Here is a 19,795-nt window from a genome sequence, read left to right on the forward strand (position 1 = left end):
CCGTGGCAGGCGACACCCCTTCTCGGAAGCGACGCTTCCGGCTCCACAGGAAGCCGGAGGCGTACCAGGGCGGCACAGACCCGGCACCAGGCGCTCACGACGCGCCCGCCGAGCACTCCGCCCTCCTGCCCCCTCCCGGCGCGCGTGACGACGAGCGGGGCCCCTCGGCCTCGCTCGAGGCGGCCGGAAGGGCAGGGGCGCCGGCCGGGCAGGACGGAACGGCCGGTGCGCCGGCCGGGACGCCCGCCAAGGGCCGACGTCTCGGCGCCGTCATGCGCGGCGTGCACAGGAGCCGTGAGGGCGTGAGGGCGGGCCTCGCCCACCTCGCCGACCGGCTCATCGAGAACGCCCCGCGCGTTCCCGTCCGGGACCTGGCGACCCTGCGCGGGCAGTTCCCGGGCCTGACCCCCGAGCAGCTCGCGGACAAGCTGATCGCGGGCGCGGCCAACGCCACCTCCACCGTGGGGGCCGGTATCGGCGCGGCCGCCATGCTGCCCGTACCGCCGGCCATGCCGGCCGAGATGGCCGCCGAGATCACCGGCGTCGCGGCGATCGAGCTGAAGCTCATCGCCGAACTCCACGAGGTCTACGGACAGCGGCCCCCGGGCAACCTCAAGGAGCGCGCGACCGCGTATCTGACCTCCTGGACGGAGGAGCGCGGGATCGACGTCACCAAGCCCACCACTCTCAACGCCGCCCTCGGCGGTCGTATGAAGCGCGAACTGCGCCAGCAGATCACGAAGCGCATGGTGCGCAACCTGCCGAACCTGATGCCGTTCATGGTCGGGGCGGCCGTCGGCGCCGTCATGAACGGGCGCGACACCAGGAAACTCGCCGAGCGCATCCGCAAGGACCTCCGCAGCCGGCAGGTGCCCTGGGACGCGCTTCCCCAGCTGCCCCCTCTGGAACAGCCGGAGAACCCCAAGGAGATCGGCTTCTAGCGCCCGGGCCCGCCGTCCACGATCGCCGGCCACCGCGCAGCCGCGCCTCCTCGGCACTGCCGCCCATGCGGCCGCACGTCCGGCCCCGCGCGCCGTACGCCGTTTGCCTAGCCCCGCGCCCGTACGCCGGTCAGCGCGGCCGCCAGCGCCTCCGGGTCGCGACTGGACAGGTACACGTACGGCGTCGGATCGGCCGGGTCCGTGACCTCGACGCGGACCGCCCCCGGGACGTACCCGCGCATCAGCATGAACGCGCGCGTGTCCGCCTTGTACGTCCGCCAGGCGCGCGCCTCCTCGGCGTCCAGCACCTCGGGCTCGCCCAGCGCCGACACCGGGATGCGCGCGTCCCCGGCGACCAGCGAACCGGCCACGACCCTGACCCGGGCGGAGCCGTACGAACTGACCCCCATGCACGCCAGCGCACCGGCCAGGATCACACCGCCCAGCATGGGCAGCGTGCCCAGCGGCAGCATGATCAGCCCGCCCGAGACCCCCACCAGGGCGGCCAGCAGCCACCAGGAGCGGGGAGCGGTGAGACGCTCGTCGTACTGCGGGGCGGAGGCCGGGACGGAGGCCGCTGCGGAAGGCTGCATACACCCAAGCTTGGCACGGCGCGACCGGTGGTCCGCCGCGCGGGTAAGGTCTCCCGCTGTGAGCACTGCACTGACGCCCCCGGCCGACGCCATACCGCCGGTACGGCACCCCGACGCGCCCGCCCCCGGCGAGCTCCTGGGCGCCCATTACGAGCACTGCTTCGGCTGCGGCGGCGGACAGCCCCACGGGCTGCACCTGGCGGCGCGGGCCGGCGAGGGCGTGACGATCACGGCCGAGTTCACGGTCACGACCGACCACCAGGGCGCCCCCGGCCTGGCGCACGGCGGGATCCTCGCCACCGCGCTGGACGAGACGCTCGGCTCGCTGAACTGGCTGCTGCGGGTCGTCGCGGTGACCGGTCGGCTGGAGACCGACTTCGTGCGCCCGGTGCCCGTGGGCACGGTGCTGCACCTGGAGGCCGCGGTCACCGCCGTACACGGCCGGAAGATCTACTGCACGGCGACGGGCAGGATCGGCGGCCCCGAGGGGCCCGTCGCGGTCCGTGCCGACGCCCTCTTCATCGAGGTCAAGGTCGACCACTTCATCGACAACGGCCGCCCGGAGGAGATCCGGGCGGCGATGGCCGACCCCGACCAGGTCCGGCGCGCCCGCGCCTTCGAGGTGAACCCCTGATGCGCAACCCCGTCGACGTCCTGATCCGCCGCGTGGACCCGGAGGTGCCCATTCCGTCGTACGGGCACCCGGGCGACGCGGGCGCCGATCTCGTCACCACCGAGGCCGCCGAGCTGGCCCCCGGCGAGCGCGCGGTCCTGCCCACCGGGGTGTCCATCGCGCTGCCCGACGGGTACGCGGCGTTCGTGCACCCGCGTTCGGGTCTCGCAGCTCGTTGCGGAGTGGCCCTCGTGAATGCCCCAGGGACGGTGGATGCCGGGTACCGTGGGGAGATCAAGGTGATCGTGGTCAACCTGGACCCGCGCGAGAGCGTGCGGTTCGAACGGTTCGACCGGATCGCCCAACTGGTCGTTCAGCAAGTCGAGAAGGTCCGTTTCCACGAAGTGGCGGAGCTTCCCGGCTCGGCGCGGGCCGAGGGGGGCTTCGGGTCCACCGGCGGCCATGCCGCCACGGAGGGCTGGACGGGTGGGAATCGATACGCTTCGGTCGTATCCGACCGGGAAGGACAGTGACGTGTTCGGACGTCGCAAGAAGAGCGGTGCCGCTGTCGAGGCAGCGGGCGAGGCCGAGCAGGTCGTCGACGAGGTCGGCACCGACGACGCGGACGGCGAGCCGCGCCGGGTGAACCTTCCGCCGGCACCCCGGCCCGACGGTCCGTGGGACGTCTCCGAGGTCTCCAGGCCCGACGAGGGCCGGGTGGACCTGGGCGGCATGTTCGTGCCCGGGGTCGAGGGCATGGAGCTGCGGGTCGAGGTCGCGGGCGACGCGATCGTCGCGGCGACGGTGGTGCTGCGCGACAGCGCCATCCAGCTGCAGGCCTTCGCCGCCCCCAAGAAGGAGGGCATCTGGGGCGAGGTCCGCGAGGAGATCGCCTCCGGCATCACCCAGCAGGGCGGCATCATCGACGAGGTCGAGGGCCCGCTCGGCTGGGAGCTTCGCGCCCAGGTGCCCGTCAAGCTGCCGGACGGCACCGGTGGCGTGCAGCTGGTGCGCTTCGTCGGCGTCGACGGCCCCCGCTGGTTCCTGCGCGGTGTCATCTCCGGGCAGGGCGCGGTGCAGCCGGAGGCCGCGGGGCTGCTGGAGCAGATCTTCCGTGACACCGTCGTGGTCCGGGGCGAGGGACCGATGGCGCCCCGCGACCCGATCGTCCTGAAGCTGCCGAACGACGCGCAGATGGTGCCCGAGGGCGTGCAGCAGGAGGACCAGGAGACGTCGCGCTTCTCCGGCGGCATGGGCCACCTCCAGCGCGGCCCGGAGATCACCGAGGTCCGCTGAGTCCTCCGCCGAGCGGTCGCACCACCGCGTGAGGACCGCGCGTCATGGGCCGCACCCCGTACTCCGGGGTGCGGCCCATCGCGTTGTCCACAGGCGCCGCCGGCCGTGACCGGGCCCGCACACACGCCCGTCCCGCCCGGCCCGGAGCGGGAGTATCAGAATCCCGTCAAGGGGTCCGGGAAGCGACCTCCCTGTCCCATTCGCCACGCCACCTGGTCGTAAGGTCTACGCACGAGCAGTCGAACGACACACAGCGACAATGAGGCCATGGGACGCGGCAAGCTTCGGATCTACCTCGGTGCGGCACCGGGCGTCGGCAAGACGTACGCGATGCTCTCCGAGGCACACCGCCGCGTCGAGCGGGGCACCGACTGCGCCGTCGCCTTCGCCGAGCACCACGACCGCCCCCGTACGGAGGCGATGCTCGACGGCCTCGAGCGCATACCGCCCATGGAGCTCGCCCACCAGAACACCGTCCTCGCCGAAATGGACGTGGACGCGGTGCTGGAGCGGCGTCCCGCCGTCGCCCTGGTGGACGAGCTCGCCCACACCAACCTCCCCGGCGCCCGCAACGCCAAGCGCTGGCAGGACGTGGAGGAACTGCTCGCCGCCGGCATCGACGTGATCTCCACCGTCAACATCCAGAACCTGGAGTCGCTGGGCGACGTCGTGGAGTCCATAACCGGCGTACGCCAGCGGGAGACCGTCCCCGACGAGGTCGTCCGGCGCGCCGACCAGATCGAACTGGTCGACATGTCGCCCCAGGCGCTGCGCCGCCGCATGGCCCACGGCAACATCTACAAGCCGGACAAGGTCGACGCGGCCCTCTCCAACTACTTCCGGCCCGGCAACCTCACCGCCCTGCGTGAACTCGCCCTCCTGTGGACCGCCGACCGGGTCGACGAGTACCTCCAGCAGTACCGCGGCGAGCACAACATCCGCACCACCTGGCAGGCCCGCGAGCGCATCGTCGTCGGCCTCACCGGCGGACCCGAGGGCCGCACCCTGATCCGCCGCGCCGCCCGGATGGCCGCCAAGGGCTCGGGCAGCGAGATCCTCGCCGTGTACATCGCCCGCAGCGACGGCCTCACATCCGCGTCCCCCAAGGAGCTGGCCGTCCAGCGCACCCTGGTGGAGGACCTCGGCGGCTCCTTCCACCACGTCATAGGCGACGACGTGCCCTCCGCGCTGCTGGAGTTCGCACGCGGGGTCAACGCCTCGCAGATCGTGCTCGGCTCCAGCCGCCGCAAGACGTGGCAGTACGTGTTCGGCCCCGGCGTCGGCGCGACCGTCGCCCGGGACTCCGGACCCGACCTCGACGTCCACATCGTCACCCACGAGGAGGTCGCCCGGGGCCGGGGCCTGCCCGTCGCGCGCGGCGCCCGCCTCGGCCGCTCCCGGATCATCTGGGGCTGGCTGACCGGCGTGGCCGGCCCCGCCCTGCTCGCCCTGCTGCTCACCCACATCGACGCGGACCCCGGCCTCGCCAACGACATGCTGCTGTTCCTGTCGCTCACGGTGGCGTCCGCGCTGCTCGGCGGCCTGGCCCCGTCCCTCGCGTCGGCCGCCTTCGGGTCCCTCCTCCTCAACTGGTTCTTCGCCCCGCCGCTGTACCGGTTCACCATCGCCGACCCCCGGAACATCGTCGCGATCGCCGTCTTCTTCGGGGTCGCCGTCTCGGTCGCCTCCGTCGTGGACCTGGCCGCCCGCCGCACCCACCAGGCGGCCCGGCTGCGCGCCGAGTCCGAGGTGCTGTCCTTCCTGGCCGGCAGCGTCCTGCGCGGCGAGACCGCCCTGGACGCCCTGCTGGAACGCGTCCGCGAGACGTTCTCCATGGAATCGGTGGCGCTGCTGGAGCGCGAGAGCGACGTCGAGCCGTGGACCCGCGCCGGCAGCGTCGGCCGCCGGCCCGTGGCGCGCCCCGAGGACGCCGACGTCGACATGCCGGTGGGCGACCACATGGCGCTCGCCCTGTCGGGCCGCGTCCTGCCCGCCGAGGACCGCCGGGTGCTGGGCGCGTTCGCCGCCCAGGCCGCCGTCGTGCTGGACCGGCAGCGGCTGGTCGGCGAGGCCGAGGAGGCCCGCAAGCTCGCCGAGGGCAACAAGATCCGTACGTCGCTGCTGGCGGCCGTCAGCCACGACCTCCGCACCCCGCTCGCGGGCATCAAGGCGGCCGTGTCCTCGCTGCGGTCCGACGACGTCGAGTGGTCCGAGGAGGACCGCGCCGAGCTCCTCGAAGGCATCGAGGCGGGCGCCGACCGGCTCGACCACCTGGTGGGCAACCTCCTGGACATGTCCCGCCTCCAGACCGGCACCGTCACGCCGCTGATCCGCGCCATCGATCTCGACGAGGTCGTCCCCATGGCGCTCGGCGGAGTGCCCGACGGCAGCGCCGAGCTGGACATCCCCGAGAGCCTGCCGATGGTCGAGGTCGACAAGGGCCTGCTGGAGCGGGCCGTCGCCAACGTCGTCGAGAACGCCGTCAAGTACGGTCTGGGCGCCGCCCCCGTCCTGGTGTCCGCCAGCGCCATGGCCGACCGCGTCGAGCTGCGCGTCGTCGACCGGGGCACCGGCGTGCCCGACGAGGCGAAGGACCGCATCTTCGCCCCCTTCCAGCGCTACGGCGACGCACCGCGCGGCGCCGGGGTGGGCCTCGGCCTCGCCGTCGCGCGCGGCTTCGTCGAGGCGATGGGCGGCACCATCACGGCCGAGGACACCCCCGGCGGCGGCCTGACCATGGTCCTCACCCTCAAAGCGGCAGCCCCCGCCGCCGCTCCCACCGTCCCCTCACTGGAGAAAGCAGGCCCCTCATGACGCGGGTGCTCGTGGTCGACGACGAGCCGCAGATCGTACGCGCCCTCGTGATCAACCTGAGGGCGCGGAAGTACGAGGTCGACGCGGCGCCCGACGGTGCCACCGCGCTGGAGCTGGCTGCCGGCCGCCACCCCGACGTCGTCATCCTCGACCTCGGCCTGCCCGACATGGACGGCGTCGAGGTGATCAAGGGACTGCGCGGCTGGACCCGCGTACCGATCCTGGTGCTCTCCGCCCGCCAGACCTCCGACGAGAAGGTCGAGGCCCTGGACGCGGGCGCCGACGACTACGTCACCAAGCCCTTCGGCATGGACGAGCTGCTGGCGCGGCTGCGCGCCGCGGTGCGGCGGGCCGAGCCGGTGGGTGGCGGCGACGACGGCACGGTCGTCGTCGAGACCGCCGGCTTCACCGTCGACCTGGCGGCGAAGAAGGTTCAGCGCGACGGGCGGGACGTGCGGCTGACCCCCACCGAGTGGCACCTGCTGGAGGTGCTCGTCCGCAACGGCGGCAGGCTCGTCAGCCAGAAGCAGCTGCTCCAGGAGGTGTGGGGACCCTCGTACGGCACCGAGACCAACTATCTGCGGGTCTACATGGCCCAGCTGCGCCGCAAGCTGGAAGCGGACCCGTCGCACCCCGAGCACTTCATCACCGAGCCCGGCATGGGATACCGGTTCGAGCGCTGATTTCCCGGCGGTGGGGGCCGGTACGCTTTCTGTATGAGCGCTGCACCGCGAACCGAGAAGCAGACCGGCCGTTTCCGCCGGATGCTCGACCGGCTGTCCAGCTCCCAGGGGGAGCTGGAGTCGGAGGAGCTCCGGGAGGACACGCAGGCTTCGGGGTGCATCCGTATCTCGGACTGCGACGACCGGCAGATCGTCAAGGTGACTGGTACCTTGCGGACGGTCACTCTGCGCCCCCGGGCCGGTGTGCCCGCCCTGGAGGCGGAACTCTTCGACGGCACGGCCCCCCTGGACGTGGTGTGGCTGGGCCGCCGTTCCATCGTGGGCATAGAGCCCGGCCGCAAGCTCATCGCCTCCGGCCGGATCTCCATGAGCCACGGACGCAGGGTCCTCTTCAACCCCAAATACGAACTCCGACCGCTCGGACAGGAGTAGCCGGTGACGTCAGTCGACAAGCCGACCACCACCGATCAGGACGCCCCCGTGGGCAACGCCTCCCAGGGCGCGCAGGACGCGAACGACGCGAAGGCCGTGACGGAAGCGGCCCTGTTCGACGCCTTCGGCGGCGTACGCGGCATGGTGGAGACCGTCCTCCCCGGCCTGCTCTTCGTCACGATCTTCACGATCAACAAGGACCTGCACCTCTCGGCCATCGCGGCACTGGGCGTCTCCCTGCTGCTCGTCGCGGTCCGCCTGATCCGCCGCGACACCGTGAAGCACGCCTTCAGCGGCGTCTTCGGCGTCGCCTTCGGCGTGGTCTTCGCGATGATGACCGGCAATGCCAAGGACTTCTACCTGCCCGGCATGCTGTACACGCTGGGCCTGGCGATCGCCTACATCGTCACCACGATCGCGGGCGTCCCGCTGATCGGCCTGATGCTCGGCCCGGTCTTCAAGGAGAACCTCTCCTGGCGCACCCGCAACCCCGGGCGCAAGAAGGCCTACGCCAAGGCCAGCTGGGCGTGGGGACTGATCCTGCTCGCCAAGTGCGCGATCCTCTTCCCGCTCTACTGGTGGGCGGACACCACCCAGCTCGGCTGGGTGCTGGTCACCCTGAAGATCCCGCCGTTCCTGCTGGCGGTCTACCTGACGTGGGTGTTCCTGGCGAAGGCGCCGCCGCCGATCGACGTGTTCGCGGAGATGGAGGCGGAGGAGCGCGCGGAGGAGGCCCGCAAGGCCGCCGCGGCCGCGCAGGCCGCCCGCCCACAGCCCCACGGCGAGGTGTGACCCCTCCGCCGCGGTCCGACTGGCCCGGCCGGTACGCCGTACGTGGGCACCCCGCCCACGTACGGCACGGCCACGCGCGTGTCCCGCACCCGCCGCGTACGCCGCGACCAACCCGCGTCCCGCGCCCGACCGGCACCCACGCCCGGCATGCGCCGACCGGCAGCACCCGACCGGGTCCAGCGGCCGGCAGCACCCTCCGACCGGCCCGGCCTCCTTTCCCCCGGACGCCGGAGGGCCCGGAACCGTGCGGGTTCCGGACCCTCCCGGGCGGACGAAGCCGTACGGACGGCGCGTCGTCAGCCCGCCGCGTCCTCGCGGCGCACCGACAGCAGGTCCTCCAGCTGCTCCTCCCGCGCCTGGGCCGCGACGAAGAGCAGCTCGTCGCCGGCTTCCAGAGTCTCCTCGGCGCTCGGCGTCAGGACGCGCGAGCCGCGGATGATCGTCACCAGGGAGGTGTCCTGCGGCCAGGCGACGTCGCCCACCGACGTACCGGCCACCGCCGACTCCGGCGGGAGCGTCAGCTCGACGAGGTTCGCGTCGCCGTGGCTGAAGCGCAGCAGCCGGACCAGGTCGCCGACGCTCACCGCCTCCTCCACCAGCGCCGACATCAGGCGCGGCGTGGAGACGGCGACGTCGACGCCCCACGACTCGTTGAACAGCCACTCGTTCTTCGGGTTGTTGACCCGCGCGACCACCCGGGGGACGCCGTACTCGGTCTTGGCGAGCAGCGAGACGACGAGGTTCACCTTGTCGTCGCCGGTCGCCGCGATGACCACGTTGCAGCGCTGCAGCGCGGCCTCGTCCAGCGAGGTGATCTCGCACGCGTCGGCCAGCAGCCACTCCGCCTGCGGCACCCGCTCCACCGAGATGGCGGTCGGCGCCTTGTCGATGAGCAGTACCTCGTGCCCGTTCTCCAGCAGCTCGCCCGCGATGGAACGGCCCACCGCGCCGGCGCCCGCAATAGCGACCCGCATCAGTGACCGCCCTCCTCAGGGCCTTCGGCGAACGCCGCCTCGACCTTCTCGATCTCGTCCGTCCGCATCATCACGTGCACCAGGTCGCCCTCCTGCAGCACCGTCTGCGACGTCGGCAGGATCGCCTCGCCCAGCCGGGTGAGGAAGGCGACGCGTACACCCGTCTCCTCCTGGAGCTGACTGACCTTGTGCCCGATCCAGGAGGGGGACGTGTGCACCTCGGCGAGCTGGACGCCGCCGCTCGGGTCGCGCCACAGCGGTTCGGCGCCGGACGGCAGCAGCCGCCGCAGCATCTGATCGGCGGTCCAGCGCACGGTGGCGACCGTCGGGATGCCCAGGCGCTGGTACACCTCGGCACGCCGGGGGTCGTAGATCCGGGCGGCGACGTTCTCGATGCCGAACATCTCCCGGGCCACCCGCGCCGCGATGATGTTGGAGTTGTCACCGCTGCTGACCGCGGCGAACGCCCCGGCCTCCTCGATCCCCGCCTCACGCAGCGTGTCCTGGTCGAACCCGACGCCGGTGACGCGCCGTCCGCCGAAGCCGGAGCCGAGGCGCCGGAAGGCCGTGGGGTCCTGGTCGACGACGGCGACCGTGTGGCCCTGCTGTTCCAGGGTCTGCGCGAGTGCGGCTCCCACTCGTCCGCAGCCCATGATGACGATGTGCACGTCTGCTTACCCCGCACTCCTGGTCATCCTGCTGACCTGCGAAAACACCCTGCTCACTCTTCTCTCTCAGCCTGCGTGCGGTGTTGCCCGACGACGAGCTTATGCCGCTACCGCGCTGTTGCCCTCATCCGAGGCGGCCGACGCGTCCGCGGCTCCTTTCGGCCACTCACCGGTACGGAACCCTCCATAGGGACGCCGCCGTCGTCCGCCCGGTTGCCGCCGGAACCACGGACGAACCGCGCACGGACGAGGAGGACCGTAAAGAGCGCGAAGCCGCTCCGCCGAGCGGGAACCCGGCGGGAAGACCGCCCGGACCAGGGGCGAACGGACGGCGAACGGACGGATCGGTGACCCGTCCCACAGCCTCCCGGCGGTGTCGGCGTTAAGGGAGTGCAAGTTTCTGGTGCAACCAGGGGTGGTGGGTGGGCCGGGCTCATTTCAAGCGCTTACGATCCTCTGCGTGTCCAAACTGACCGACGTGCCCAAACGGATCCTGATCGGCCGGGCGCTGCGCAGCGACAGGCTGGGAGAAACCCTTCTCCCCAAACGCATCGCGCTCCCCGTCTTCGCATCCGACCCGCTTTCCTCGGTGGCGTACGCGCCGGGAGAAGTCCTGCTGGTCCTCTCCATCGCGGGTGTGTCGGCGTACCACTTCAGCCCCTGGATCGCGGTCGCCGTCGTGGTCCTGATGTTCACGGTCGTCGCCTCGTACCGGCAGAACGTCCACGCCTATCCCAGCGGTGGCGGGGACTACGAGGTCGCCAACACCAATCTCGGCCCGAAGGCCGGCCTCACCGTCGCCAGCGCGCTCCTCGTCGACTACGTGCTCACCGTGGCCGTATCCATCTCCTCCGGAGTGGAGAACCTCGGTTCGGCCATTCCCTTCGTCGTCGAGCACAAGGTTTTCTCCGCCATAGCGATAATCCTCGTCCTCACCCTCATGAACCTGCGGGGTGTGAGGGAATCGGGGAAGCTGTTCGCGATTCCCACCTATGTCTTCGTCGCCGGCGTGTTCATCATGATCGCGTGGGGCGCGTTCAAGGGAATCGTCCTCGACGACACCATGAAGGCGCCGACCGCCGACCTCGAGATCCGGCCGGAACACGAGGGCCTCGCGGGCTTCGCCCTGGTCTTCCTGCTCCTGCGGGCCTTCTCCTCCGGCTGTGCCGCGCTCACCGGCGTCGAGGCGATCAGCAACGGCGTCCCCGCCTTCCGGAAGCCCAAGAGCAAGAACGCCGCGACCACGCTCGCCCTCATGGGCGGCCTGGCCGTGACGATGTTCTGCGGCATCATCGGCCTGGCCATGGCCACCGACGTCAAGATGGCCGAGCAGCCGGCCCACGACCTGATCCGCGACGGCGTGCCGGTCGGCGACGGCTACGTCCAGAACCCGGTGATCTCGCAGGTGGCCGCCGCGGTCTTCGGCGAGCACACGTTCTTCTTCGTCCTGCTGGCCGCCGCCACCGCGCTCGTGCTGTTCCTCGCCGCGAACACCGCGTACAACGGCTTCCCGCTCCTCGGCTCGATCCTCGCCCAGGACCGCTACCTGCCGCGCCAGCTGCACACGCGCGGCGACCGGCTCGCGTTCTCCAACGGCATCGTGCTCCTCGCCGGCGCCGCCATGCTGCTGGTGTGGCTGTACGGGGCGGACTCCACCAAGCTGATCCAGCTCTACATCGTCGGCGTGTTCGTCTCCTTCACGCTCAGCCAGACCGGCATGGTGCGGCACTGGAACCGCCACCTGCGGACCGAACGCGACCCCGTACGCCGCCGCCGCATGGTCCGCTCCCGCGCCATCAACACCTTCGGCGCGTTCTTCACCGGCCTGGTCCTGGTCGTCGTCCTCGCGACCAAGTTCACCCACGGTGCCTGGGTCGCCCTGCTCGGCATGGTCATCTTCTACGGGACGATGACCGCGATCCGCAAGCACTACGACCGGGTCGCCGACGAGATCGCGGCCCCCGACGAGCCGAGCGACGACACCGTCCGCCCGTCGCGCGTCCACTCCATCGTGCTGGTCTCCAAGGTCCACCGGCCGACGCTGCGGGCCGTCGCGTACGCCCAGCTGATGCGCTCCGACAAGCTGGAGGCGCTCAGCATCAACGTCGACCCGGCCGAGACCAAGGCGCTCAAGGAGGAGTGGGAGCGGCGCGGCATCAACGTCCCGCTGAAGATCCTCGACTCCCCGTACCGCGAGGTCACCCGGCCCGTCATCGAGTACGTCAAGAACATCCGCCGCGAGAGCCCGCGCGACGCCGTCAGCGTGATCATCCCCGAGTACGTGGTCGGCCACTGGTACGAGCACCTGCTGCACAACCAGAGCGCGCTGCGCCTCAAGGGCCGGCTGCTGTTCACCCCGGGCGTGATGGTCACCTCGGTGCCGTACCAGCTCCAGTCATCCGAGCTCGCCAAGCGGCGGGCGAAGAAGCGCCAGGAGTGGAACGCGCCGGGTTCGGTGCGCCGCGGCCCCGCGCTGGAGCGCCCCAAGGAGCCGACGGCGAAGAGCTGACCCCCGAGGCACGTAGACTGGAGGGCTGCCGCCTCCTGGCAGCCCCCTCTCATCCCTTGGAGTCACCCCTTCATGCAGAACGCACCCGAGTCCTCCCTCGTCGGGGCGGAGTACGAGGTCGAGGTCGGCCCCGTCGCGCATGGCGGCCACTGCATCGCCCGCACCGACGAGGGCCGTGTGCTGTTCGTCCGGCACGCGCTGCCCGGCGAGAAGGTCGTCGTGCGCGTCACGGACGGGAACGAGGACTCCCGCTTCCTGCGCGCCGACGCCGTACGCGTCCTAGACGCCTCCAAGGACCGGGTCGAGGCGCCCTGCCCGTACGCCGGGCCCGGCAAGTGCGGCGGCTGCGACTGGCAGCACGCCAAGCCCGGCGCCCAGCGCCGGCTGAAGGGCGAGGTCGTCGCCGAGCAGCTGAAGCGGCTCGCCGGCCTGACGCCCGAGGAGGCCGGCTGGGACGGCACGGTCATGCCGGCCGAGGGCGACAAGGTCCCGCCGGGCGAGGTCCCGGCCTGGCGCACGCGCGTCCAGTACGCCGTGGACGCCGACGGACACGCGGGGCTGCGCAAGCACCGCTCGCACGAGGTCCAGCCGATCGACCGCTGCCTGATCGCCGCGCCGGGCGTCAGCGAGCTGGGCATCGAACAGCGCGACTGGTCGGGCATGGAGTCGGTCGACGCCATCGCCGCGACCGGTTCGCAGGACCGCCAGGTCGTCCTGACCCCGCGCCCGGGCGCCCGCCTCCCGCTGGTGGAGCTCGACAGGCCGGCCTCGGTGCTGCGGGTCGCGGAGGACGGGGGAGTGCACCGCGTGCACGGCCGCCCCTTCGTGCGGGAGCGCGCCGACGACCGTACGTACCGCGTCGGCAACGGCGGCTTCTGGCAGGTTCACCCCCAGGCGGCCGACACCCTGGTGCGCGCCGTCATGCAGGGCCTGCTGCCCCGCAAGGGCGACACGGCCCTGGACCTCTACTGCGGCGCCGGCCTTTTCGCGGGCGCGCTCGCCGACCGGGTGGGCGACAAGGGAGCGGTCCTCGGCATCGAGTCGGGCAAGCGAGCGGTGGAGGACGCCCGGCACAACCTCCAGCACTTCGACCGCGTCCGCATCGAGCAGGGCAAGGTCGAGCAGGCCCTCCCGCGCACGGGCATCACCGAGGTGGACCTCATCGTCCTGGACCCGCCCCGCGCCGGCGCCGGCAAGCAGACGGTCAAGCACCTGGCCGGCCTGAGCGCCCGCCGCATCGCCTACGTCGCCTGCGACCCGGCCGCCCTGGCCCGCGACCTCGCCTACTTCGCGGAAGCCGGCTACCGGGTGCGCACGCTGCGGGCGTTCGACCTGTTCCCGATGACGCACCACGTGGAGTGTGTCGCCATCCTCGAACCGGCCGCGAAGGGCTCCTGACCTGGTGCAGCGGTGCGTGGGAACGAGGGGCGCGTATCGGACCGTCATCAACGGTACGAGGGTGGGGCCGGTCGTCACTGGCCGCCGGCCGGCGCTGGTCCGGCCCGCCGCAGTCGTGAAACCAAAGTGATGCCTGCCGCGCAGGGGCCGGCGGGCTGAGCGCCGGGGTCGCTGCGAGACCGCCACCCACGGCACCGAGGAGCGTCCGCCCTCTGTCCCGTGTCGGGGCGCCCGGCCTGCTCTCCCGTCCGGCCGGCCTCCACCCCGCCACAGGGCGGGGCGCGATCCACCGGCCGCCTCCATGGCGGCAGCCCGTCGCCGTCAGCTGACGGGGAGGAGGCGGGCAGTCCTGGTCGGCGGCCAGGGACTGTGTGACCGTCCGCACGTGGCTCAACCAGCTCCGCACCATCTGCCAGTGCTGTGCGCCCGGGCATCGACGCCCGGGGTGATCAGCCTCGCCGCTGCGCCACGGGGGCCTGCTGCCGCAAACTGCTGTCCCCGTCGACGCTGACACATCCGCTCCGTGCTCAAGTCCGCCCGGGAGTACGCCGTCCGCGGGGAAGAGATCCCACGCAACGTCGCGTGCAACGAGCGCACCGGCACTCCCCGCCCTCGGCGGCTCGAACCCCTCACAGCCGACGAAGCCCGTCGGTTCCTCACCCGCCGTGCGCGGACACCGGCTGCACGCCTTGTTCGAGCTCGTTCTCCACACCGGACTCCGCAAGGGCGAACTCCTCCGCCTACGCTGAGGAGTTTCGACCTCGATGCCGGGTGCCGCAGGCATCCGCCGAACCTTGCGCGCACCGACGCAGGCGGCCTCACCACGTTGCCCACAAGACCCGGGCCTCCGAGCGCCGCAGTTTCTCTCCCCCCCGCTGGTGGCGTTGGCGAAGGCCGGCGGCGGCTACCGGTCGGTCTACCCGCACACCTGTCCGGCGTCCCCGGGGGCAGAGGCCCTGCGGTGGTCGCAGGCGAAGCCGGCGTACGACGAACGGGCCGAGGAGCCGGACGGCGGACAGGGGATTCTGCGCTTCGAGATCCCGCCGGTTTAATTGGAAACGATTATCATGTACTCTCCGATACTCCCGTGATCGGCACTACCGGAAGACATGAGCGCGAGCCATGAGAACACCCCGCCGCCACCTGATGGCCGGCCTCCTCCTCACCCCGCTCCTCACCGGCTGTTTCGCCCCCGCCGGCGACAGCTCGTCCTCCGGCTCCTCCGGCTCCGGCGACGGCAGCCGGCTGCGGGTGGCGCTCGCGTTCACTCCGACGCGGAACTTCTCCCCGCACAGCCAGGACGCCTTCCACCTGTCCCGGCTGGGTGTCTCCGAGGGCCTGACCGAACTGGACGCCAACGGCACCGCGGCCCCCGCCCTCGCCGAGTCCTGGACCAGCGAGAACGGCGGCCGCAGCTGGTTGTTCACGCTGCGGGACGCGAAGTTCCAGGACGGCACCGCGGTCACCGCGCGGGCCGTCGCCTCCGCCCTCACGCACGCCGCCGAGGCCGAGCCCGCCCCCAACGCCCTCTCCGGCGTCAAGCTGACCGCCGAGGCGGTGGGCGACGACCAGGTGCGGGTGGGCACCGGCGCGGCCGACCCGATACTGCCCCTGCGCATGTCCAACCCGAACCTGGCGGTGTTCTCCCCGAAGGCGTACGGGAAGAAGGGCGCCGTGAACCCCGTCGGCACCGCCACCGGCCCCTTCGCGCTCACCAGGATCAGCGGTGACACGGCGGCCACTCTGGAACGCTTCGACGACTACTGGGGCGGTCGGGCCCAGGCACCCGGCATCGACGCCACGTTCGTCGCTGACGGCACCGCCCGCGCCAACGCCCTGCGCACCGGCCAGAGGGACATCGCCGAGGCCCTCCCCGTGGCGCAGATCGCGTCCCTGGACAAGGGCGCCGTCCACGAGACGAACACCGCCCGCAACACCAGCCTCTACCTCAACACCAGGTCCGGTGTCTTCACCGACGCGGGGCTGCGCGCCGCCGCGCGCGAGGCGATCGACACCTCCGTCATCGCCAAGGACGTCTACGAGGGCCACGCCGAGGCCGCCCAGGGCATCTACGGCCCCGCTCTGAACTGGGCGGCGAGCAAGCGGATCGAGCCCACCGGACGGGCCAAGGCCACCGAACCCAACGCGAAAAGCATCACCATCGCCACCTACACCGGCCGGCCCGAGCTCTCCGAGACCGCCCAGGTGCTGCAGCAGCAACTGGAGAAGGCCGGGTTCAAGGTGAAACTGGAGGTGCGCGACTACGCGCGCCTCGAAAGCGACCTGCTCGCGGGCAAGTTCGACGCCGCTGTCGCCTCCCGCAACATGATGCTCGACACCGGCGACCCGGTCACCGTCCTCGGCAGCGACTTCACCTGCGACGGGACCTACAACCTGTCGCTGCTGTGTGACAAGAGGGTCGACAGGGCCGTGGTGGACGCCCGGGCCGTGGCCGACACCGCCAAGCGGCAGGACGCCGCCATGAGGGCGGAGGCTGCCATCCTCGGCACCGACGCGGTGGTTCCGCTCGTACACCTGAAGGTCGCCACCGGCATCCGCGCCTCCGTGCAGGGCACGCTGCTCGACCCGTACGAGCGGCAGTTCGTCGGAACGGGGACCCGGCGCTGAACGGCATATCCGACCGCTCCCGGGGCGGCACGGCCGCCCTGACCGCCGCTCTGCACACCTTCGGACGGGGCGGCGGGCCCCCGCTGCTGTGGCGGGCCCTCCTCGCGGCGGCCCTGGTGTGCGGGATCGGTCTGCTGCCGTGGCTCTCGCGCACCGACCCCGCGCTGACCGTGCTCAAGGCCCGCTCGGCCGAGCACGACCCGTCCCCGGGGGCACTGGCCGCCGTACGCGAAGAACTCGGCCTGGACGAGGGCCCGCCGGCCCTGCTCACACGCTGGCTCGGCGGGCTGTCGCGCGGGGACGCGGGCCGGTCCTGGATCTCCGGCACCGACGTCCTGCCGTCCGCGACGGATGCCCTCGGCGTCTCGCTCCTGTTGATGGCCGGTTCCCTCGCGGTCGCCGTGGGCACGGCCACCGCGGTGTGTGCCCGCACCCTGTGGCTCGGTTCACGGCGCCGACTTGGCGAGCGCACCCCCGGCGGGACCGCGACGGCGGTGCTTGCCGCGCTGCCGGAGTTCCTCGTCGCCGCCGTACTCGCCTCGGTGGTCGGTGTGCGGCTGGGGTGGCTTCCGGCCCTGGGCTGGTACGGCCCGCAGTGGATGGTGCTGCCCTCGCTCGCCCTCGGGCTGCCCGCCGGCGCGGTCCTCGGGCGGATGCTGGACGATCTGCTGCCCGGCGCGTTCACGGCGCCGTGGGCGTCGGCCGCCGCCGCACGAGGCATCCCGCCGCGCTCCGTGGTGCGGCATGCCCTGCGTTGCTGCGTACCGGGACTCCTGCCCAGCCTCGGACTGTTCGTCGTCGGCCTGACCGGCGGCTCGGTCGCCGTCGAGCAGGTCTTCGACATTCCCGGCCTGGGCCGGCTCACCCTGCGCGCCGCTCTCGCCCAGGATCTGCCCGTCCTGCAGACCGGCACGCTCAGCCTGGTGCTGCTCGCGGCCGCCGTCGGCGCCATGGCCCGGTTCTCCGCCCGCCTGCTGATCGGACCCGCGCTGCGCGACGGCGCCCTGCTCTCCCTGCACCGGCCCGCACCGCCCGCACCGCGGACGCCGCCCCTGCTGTACGGGACGCTGCTCGCCGTCCTCATCGGAGTCGGCCTGCCGCGCGACCCGCTCGCCCTGAACACCGGCGCCCGCCTCCAAGCCCCGTCCCCGACCCACCCGTTCGGCACCGACGCGCTAGGCCGGGACATCCTGGCCCGTATCTCGCACGGTGCCCTGACGACCCTCGGCATCGCCCTCGCGGTGAGCGCCGCCGCCCTCCTGACCGGTGTGCTGCTGGGGCTGCTCCCCCGACTGTCCGGGCCCGTGGTCGACACCGTCAACGCCGTGCCGCCCGTACTGGCCGGTCTCCTCGTCACCGGTGTCGTCGGCAGCGGCCCGTGGACCCCCGCGCTCGCGGTGGCCGCCGTCGCCTGGTCGCCGCTGGCCACCCACGCCTCGGCCCTGCTCCAACAGGAGCGCGCCGCCACCCACCTGGCCGCCACCCGCTCCCTCGGCGCCAGTCCGTGGTACGTCCTCACCCGCGTACTGCTTCCGGCCGTCCTGCCGCCAGTCACCCGCCACGCCCTGTTCCGGCTTCCCGGCGTCGCCCTGTCACTGGCCGCCCTCGGCTTCCTCGGCCTGGGCTCCCAGCCGCCGTCGCCCGAGTGGGGCCTGCTGCTCGCCGAGAACCAGCCGTACGTCGAACGAGCCCCCTGGGCCGTCCTCGCCCCGGCCGCCGTCCTCGCCCTCCTGGGCGCGCTCGCGGTCACGGCGGCGAGCGCGGCGAGATGGGGCTCACCCCGGCCGAAGGCTGGAGGGGGAGCAGGCGTCCCCCGGCCGGGGAGGCAGGCGTCGGTGCATCCCACGGCACCCGCCGAGCCGGCGCCGAGCGTGCCGGAGTACATCCGTCCTGGCACTTCCCGCGGACTGGCGGGAACACGATGACCGACATCTTCTCCCGCGTCCTGCCCCGTCGAGCCGCCCGGGCTGCGAAACCTCCGCGCGAGCGGACCTGGAAGCACCTGTCACCGCTGCTGCGCCTGCTGATCCTGACCCAGTTGGCCTTCAACATCGGCTTCTTCGCCGTGCTGCCGTTCCTGGCCGAGCACCTGGGCACCGCGATCGGCATGGCCGGCTGGATGGTCGGCTTCGTCCTCGGCCTGCGAACCTTCAGCCAGCAGGGTCTGTTCGTGGTCGGCGGATGGCTCGTGGACCGCTACGGCGTACGGCCGGTCGTCCTGATCGGCTGTGTGCTGCGGATCGCCGGGTTCGCCTGGCTGGGTTGCACGGAGGCAACCTGGGCCGTGATCGGCGCGGTGCTGCTGATCGGCTTCGCCGCCGCCCTGTTCTCCCCGGCCGTGGAGTCAGAGGCGGCCCGGCAGGCGGTGGTCTGGGAGGAGGAGGGCCACGGCCCGCGCACCCGGGTGCTGGCCCTGTTCAGCGCGGCCGGCCAGGCGGGTGCCTTCGTCGGACCGCTGCTCGGCGGCCTGCTGCTGGCCGTGGACTTCCGTACCGCGTGCCTCGCCGGAGCCGGGGTCTTCGCCCTGGTCCTCGCCGGGCACGCACGGCTGATGCCGCAGCACATCCCGGGCCGGATCCGCACCCGGGGGCGGGGCGGGTTCCGCGTGATGCTGCGCAACCGCCAGTTCCTCGCCCTGTGCTGCGCGTACGGCGCCTATCTGCTCGCCTACAACCAGCTCTACCTCGCCTTGCCCGACGAGGTGGAGCGTGTGACCGGCTCACAGGCGTCCTTGTCGTGGCTGTTCGCCCTCTCCTCCCTGCTGGTCGTGTGCGCCCAGCTCCCGGTGACCGGCTGGGCGGGCGATCGGCTCGGCCTGCGCCGCTCCATGGCCGCCGGGCTGCTGCTGGTCGCGGCCGGCTTCACGGTCGTGGCCGTCGCGCGTCCGGCGGAGTGGACGGGACTCGCCGGACTACTGCCCGCCGTGGGGTACGTCGTCCTGCTCACCCTGGGCCAGATGCTGGTCGTCCCCGCCGCCCGGGCCTGGGTCCCCGACCTCGCCGAAGACGGGCGTCTCGGCCTCTACACGGGGGCGCTGTCCTCCGTCTCCGGCGTGATCGTCCTCGCAGGCAGCTCGGCCACCGGCGCCCTCCTCGACCTGGGCCTCCCACCCGCCGTTCCCTGGCTGGCCCTCGCCGCCGTCCCCGTCCTCGCGGTCGGTCTGCTGCCCCGTGGCCCCGGCCCGGTGCATGGTGCCAACCGCGGATCACGGTGAGGCACGACCGACCGCCCGTCCCCGTCGTATCCGAAGCCGTCCCCGTGCCTGTCGATGACGGAAGGGCACCCGAGCGTACGCGCTATGCTGCAAGCCGCCCCGCGGGGGAAGTCCGGTCGAAGTCCGGCGCTGACCCGCAACGGTAGGCGGAGCCAACACGGCTCCGTGAGCCCGATTACCCGCGGTGGTGAACGCTCCTGACAATCGCCGTGGACTGCGAGAGGGTGCTGCGAGGGCGCC

General features: G+C 72.4%; 17 protein-coding genes and 1 pseudogene. 15 read left to right on the plus strand and 3 right to left on the minus strand.

What is annotated here, in order from left to right; genetic code table 11:
- The first annotated feature begins 2 nt into the window (after positions 1-2).
- Positions 3-941, plus strand: a complete 939-nt coding sequence (locus AC07DW_RS20395; protein WP_478859063.1) for a hypothetical protein — start codon at positions 3-5, stop codon at positions 939-941.
- Positions 942-1,048: 107 nt separating this feature from the next.
- Here AC07DW_RS20395 and AC07DW_RS20400 read toward each other — a convergent pair whose 3' ends face one another.
- Positions 1,049-1,534 carry a DUF3093 domain-containing protein gene (locus AC07DW_RS20400; protein WP_478859064.1) on the minus strand — a complete coding sequence of 162 codons (486 nt, stop codon included), beginning with the start codon at positions 1,532-1,534 and terminating at the stop codon, positions 1,049-1,051.
- A 58-nt stretch (positions 1,535-1,592) separates the two neighbouring features.
- On the opposite strand from AC07DW_RS20400, the gene AC07DW_RS20405 reads away from it, so the two are divergent.
- From AC07DW_RS20405 to AC07DW_RS20435, 7 genes are all read left to right on the plus strand, one after another.
- Positions 1,593-2,168, plus strand: a complete 576-nt coding sequence (locus AC07DW_RS20405) for a PaaI family thioesterase (RefSeq protein WP_478859065.1) — start codon at positions 1,593-1,595, stop codon at positions 2,166-2,168.
- A complete protein-coding gene (gene dut, locus AC07DW_RS20410; protein ID WP_156691883.1) occupies positions 2,168-2,680 on the plus strand; it encodes a dUTP diphosphatase in 513 nt (170 codons plus the stop codon). Before AC07DW_RS20405 ends, dut begins: the two co-directional genes overlap by 1 nt.
- A 1-nt stretch (position 2,681) precedes the next feature.
- A complete protein-coding gene (locus tag AC07DW_RS20415; protein WP_478859066.1) occupies positions 2,682-3,443 on the plus strand; it encodes a DUF3710 domain-containing protein in 762 nt (253 codons plus the stop codon).
- A gap of 267 nt (positions 3,444-3,710) precedes the next feature.
- Positions 3,711-6,257, plus strand: a complete 2,547-nt coding sequence (locus tag AC07DW_RS20420) for a DUF4118 domain-containing protein (RefSeq protein WP_478859067.1) — start codon at positions 3,711-3,713, stop codon at positions 6,255-6,257.
- On the plus strand, positions 6,254-6,940 hold the full coding sequence (locus AC07DW_RS20425; protein ID WP_478859068.1) for a response regulator: 687 nt from the start codon (positions 6,254-6,256) through the stop codon (positions 6,938-6,940). Before AC07DW_RS20420 ends, AC07DW_RS20425 begins: the two co-directional genes overlap by 4 nt.
- 33 nt (positions 6,941-6,973) lie before the next feature.
- Positions 6,974-7,372, plus strand: a complete 399-nt coding sequence (locus AC07DW_RS20430) for an OB-fold nucleic acid binding domain-containing protein (protein WP_392276907.1) — start codon at positions 6,974-6,976, stop codon at positions 7,370-7,372.
- 3 nt (positions 7,373-7,375) lie between these two features.
- Complete coding sequence (locus AC07DW_RS20435) at positions 7,376-8,164, plus strand: DUF3159 domain-containing protein (protein ID WP_478859069.1); 789 nt, start codon at positions 7,376-7,378, stop codon at positions 8,162-8,164.
- Between the two features lie 296 nt (positions 8,165-8,460).
- Here the strand turns inward: AC07DW_RS20435 and AC07DW_RS20440 are convergent, their stop codons facing one another.
- Both AC07DW_RS20440 and AC07DW_RS20445 read right to left on the minus strand, forming a co-directional pair.
- Entirely contained in the window at positions 8,461-9,138 is a 678-nt protein-coding gene (locus AC07DW_RS20440; protein WP_478859070.1) for a potassium channel family protein, read from the minus strand.
- Positions 9,138-9,806, minus strand: a complete 669-nt coding sequence (locus tag AC07DW_RS20445) for a potassium channel family protein (protein WP_478859071.1) — start codon at positions 9,804-9,806, stop codon at positions 9,138-9,140. The genes AC07DW_RS20440 and AC07DW_RS20445 overlap by 1 nt, the downstream gene beginning before the upstream one ends.
- A gap of 460 nt (positions 9,807-10,266) precedes the next feature.
- On the opposite strand from AC07DW_RS20445, the gene AC07DW_RS20450 reads away from it, so the two are divergent.
- The 7 genes and pseudogenes from AC07DW_RS20450 to AC07DW_RS20480 all read left to right on the plus strand — a co-directional run bounded on the left by AC07DW_RS20450 (position 10,267) and on the right by AC07DW_RS20480 (position 19,555).
- Positions 10,267-12,315, plus strand: coding sequence for an APC family permease (locus AC07DW_RS20450; protein ID WP_478859072.1), 2,049 nt, complete (start codon positions 10,267-10,269; stop codon positions 12,313-12,315).
- A 72-nt stretch (positions 12,316-12,387) separates the two neighbouring features.
- The gene (locus tag AC07DW_RS20455; protein WP_478859073.1) at positions 12,388-13,713 is read left to right on the plus strand and encodes a class I SAM-dependent RNA methyltransferase; all 1,326 of its coding nucleotides are present in this window, start codon (positions 12,388-12,390) and stop codon (positions 13,711-13,713) included.
- 377 nt (positions 13,714-14,090) lie between these two features.
- Positions 14,091-14,589, plus strand: a pseudogene (locus AC07DW_RS20460) (site-specific integrase); the annotation flags it as partial.
- A gap of 2 nt (positions 14,590-14,591) precedes the next feature.
- A complete protein-coding gene (locus AC07DW_RS20465) occupies positions 14,592-14,765 on the plus strand; it encodes a hypothetical protein (protein WP_478859154.1) in 174 nt (57 codons plus the stop codon).
- Between the two features lie 70 nt (positions 14,766-14,835).
- A complete protein-coding gene (locus tag AC07DW_RS20470; protein WP_478859074.1) occupies positions 14,836-16,341 on the plus strand; it encodes an ABC transporter substrate-binding protein in 1,506 nt (501 codons plus the stop codon).
- Positions 16,342-16,457: 116 nt separating this feature from the next.
- Entirely contained in the window at positions 16,458-18,266 is a 1,809-nt protein-coding gene (locus AC07DW_RS20475; RefSeq protein ID WP_478859075.1) for an ABC transporter permease subunit, read from the plus strand.
- Positions 18,263-19,555, plus strand: coding sequence for an MDR family MFS transporter (locus AC07DW_RS20480; RefSeq protein ID WP_478859076.1), 1,293 nt, complete (start codon positions 18,263-18,265; stop codon positions 19,553-19,555). Before AC07DW_RS20475 ends, AC07DW_RS20480 begins: the two co-directional genes overlap by 4 nt.
- Positions 19,556-19,795: the final 240 nt, after the last annotated feature.

Source organism: Streptomyces sp. NPDC045701, assembly GCF_056432045.1.

Bases quoted from the DNA above. Each gene is read 5' to 3' on its own strand.
- AC07DW_RS20400 (WP_478859064.1), bottom strand. From the start codon at position 1,534: ATGCAGCCTTCCGCAGCGGCCTCCGTCCCGGCCTCCGCCCCGCAGTAC.
- dut (WP_156691883.1), top strand. From the start codon at position 2,168: ATGCGCAACCCCGTCGACGTCCTGATCCGCCGCGTGGACCCGGAGGTG.
- AC07DW_RS20420 (WP_478859067.1), top strand. From the start codon at position 3,711: ATGGGACGCGGCAAGCTTCGGATCTACCTCGGTGCGGCACCGGGCGTC.
- AC07DW_RS20425 (WP_478859068.1), top strand. From the start codon at position 6,254: ATGACGCGGGTGCTCGTGGTCGACGACGAGCCGCAGATCGTACGCGCC.
- AC07DW_RS20430 (WP_392276907.1), top strand. From the start codon at position 6,974: ATGAGCGCTGCACCGCGAACCGAGAAGCAGACCGGCCGTTTCCGCCGG.
- AC07DW_RS20440 (WP_478859070.1), bottom strand. From the start codon at position 9,138: ATGCGGGTCGCTATTGCGGGCGCCGGCGCGGTGGGCCGTTCCATCGCG.
- AC07DW_RS20455 (WP_478859073.1), top strand. From the start codon at position 12,388: ATGCAGAACGCACCCGAGTCCTCCCTCGTCGGGGCGGAGTACGAGGTC.
- AC07DW_RS20470 (WP_478859074.1), top strand. From the start codon at position 14,836: ATGAGAACACCCCGCCGCCACCTGATGGCCGGCCTCCTCCTCACCCCG.
- AC07DW_RS20480 (WP_478859076.1), top strand. From the start codon at position 18,263: ATGACCGACATCTTCTCCCGCGTCCTGCCCCGTCGAGCCGCCCGGGCT.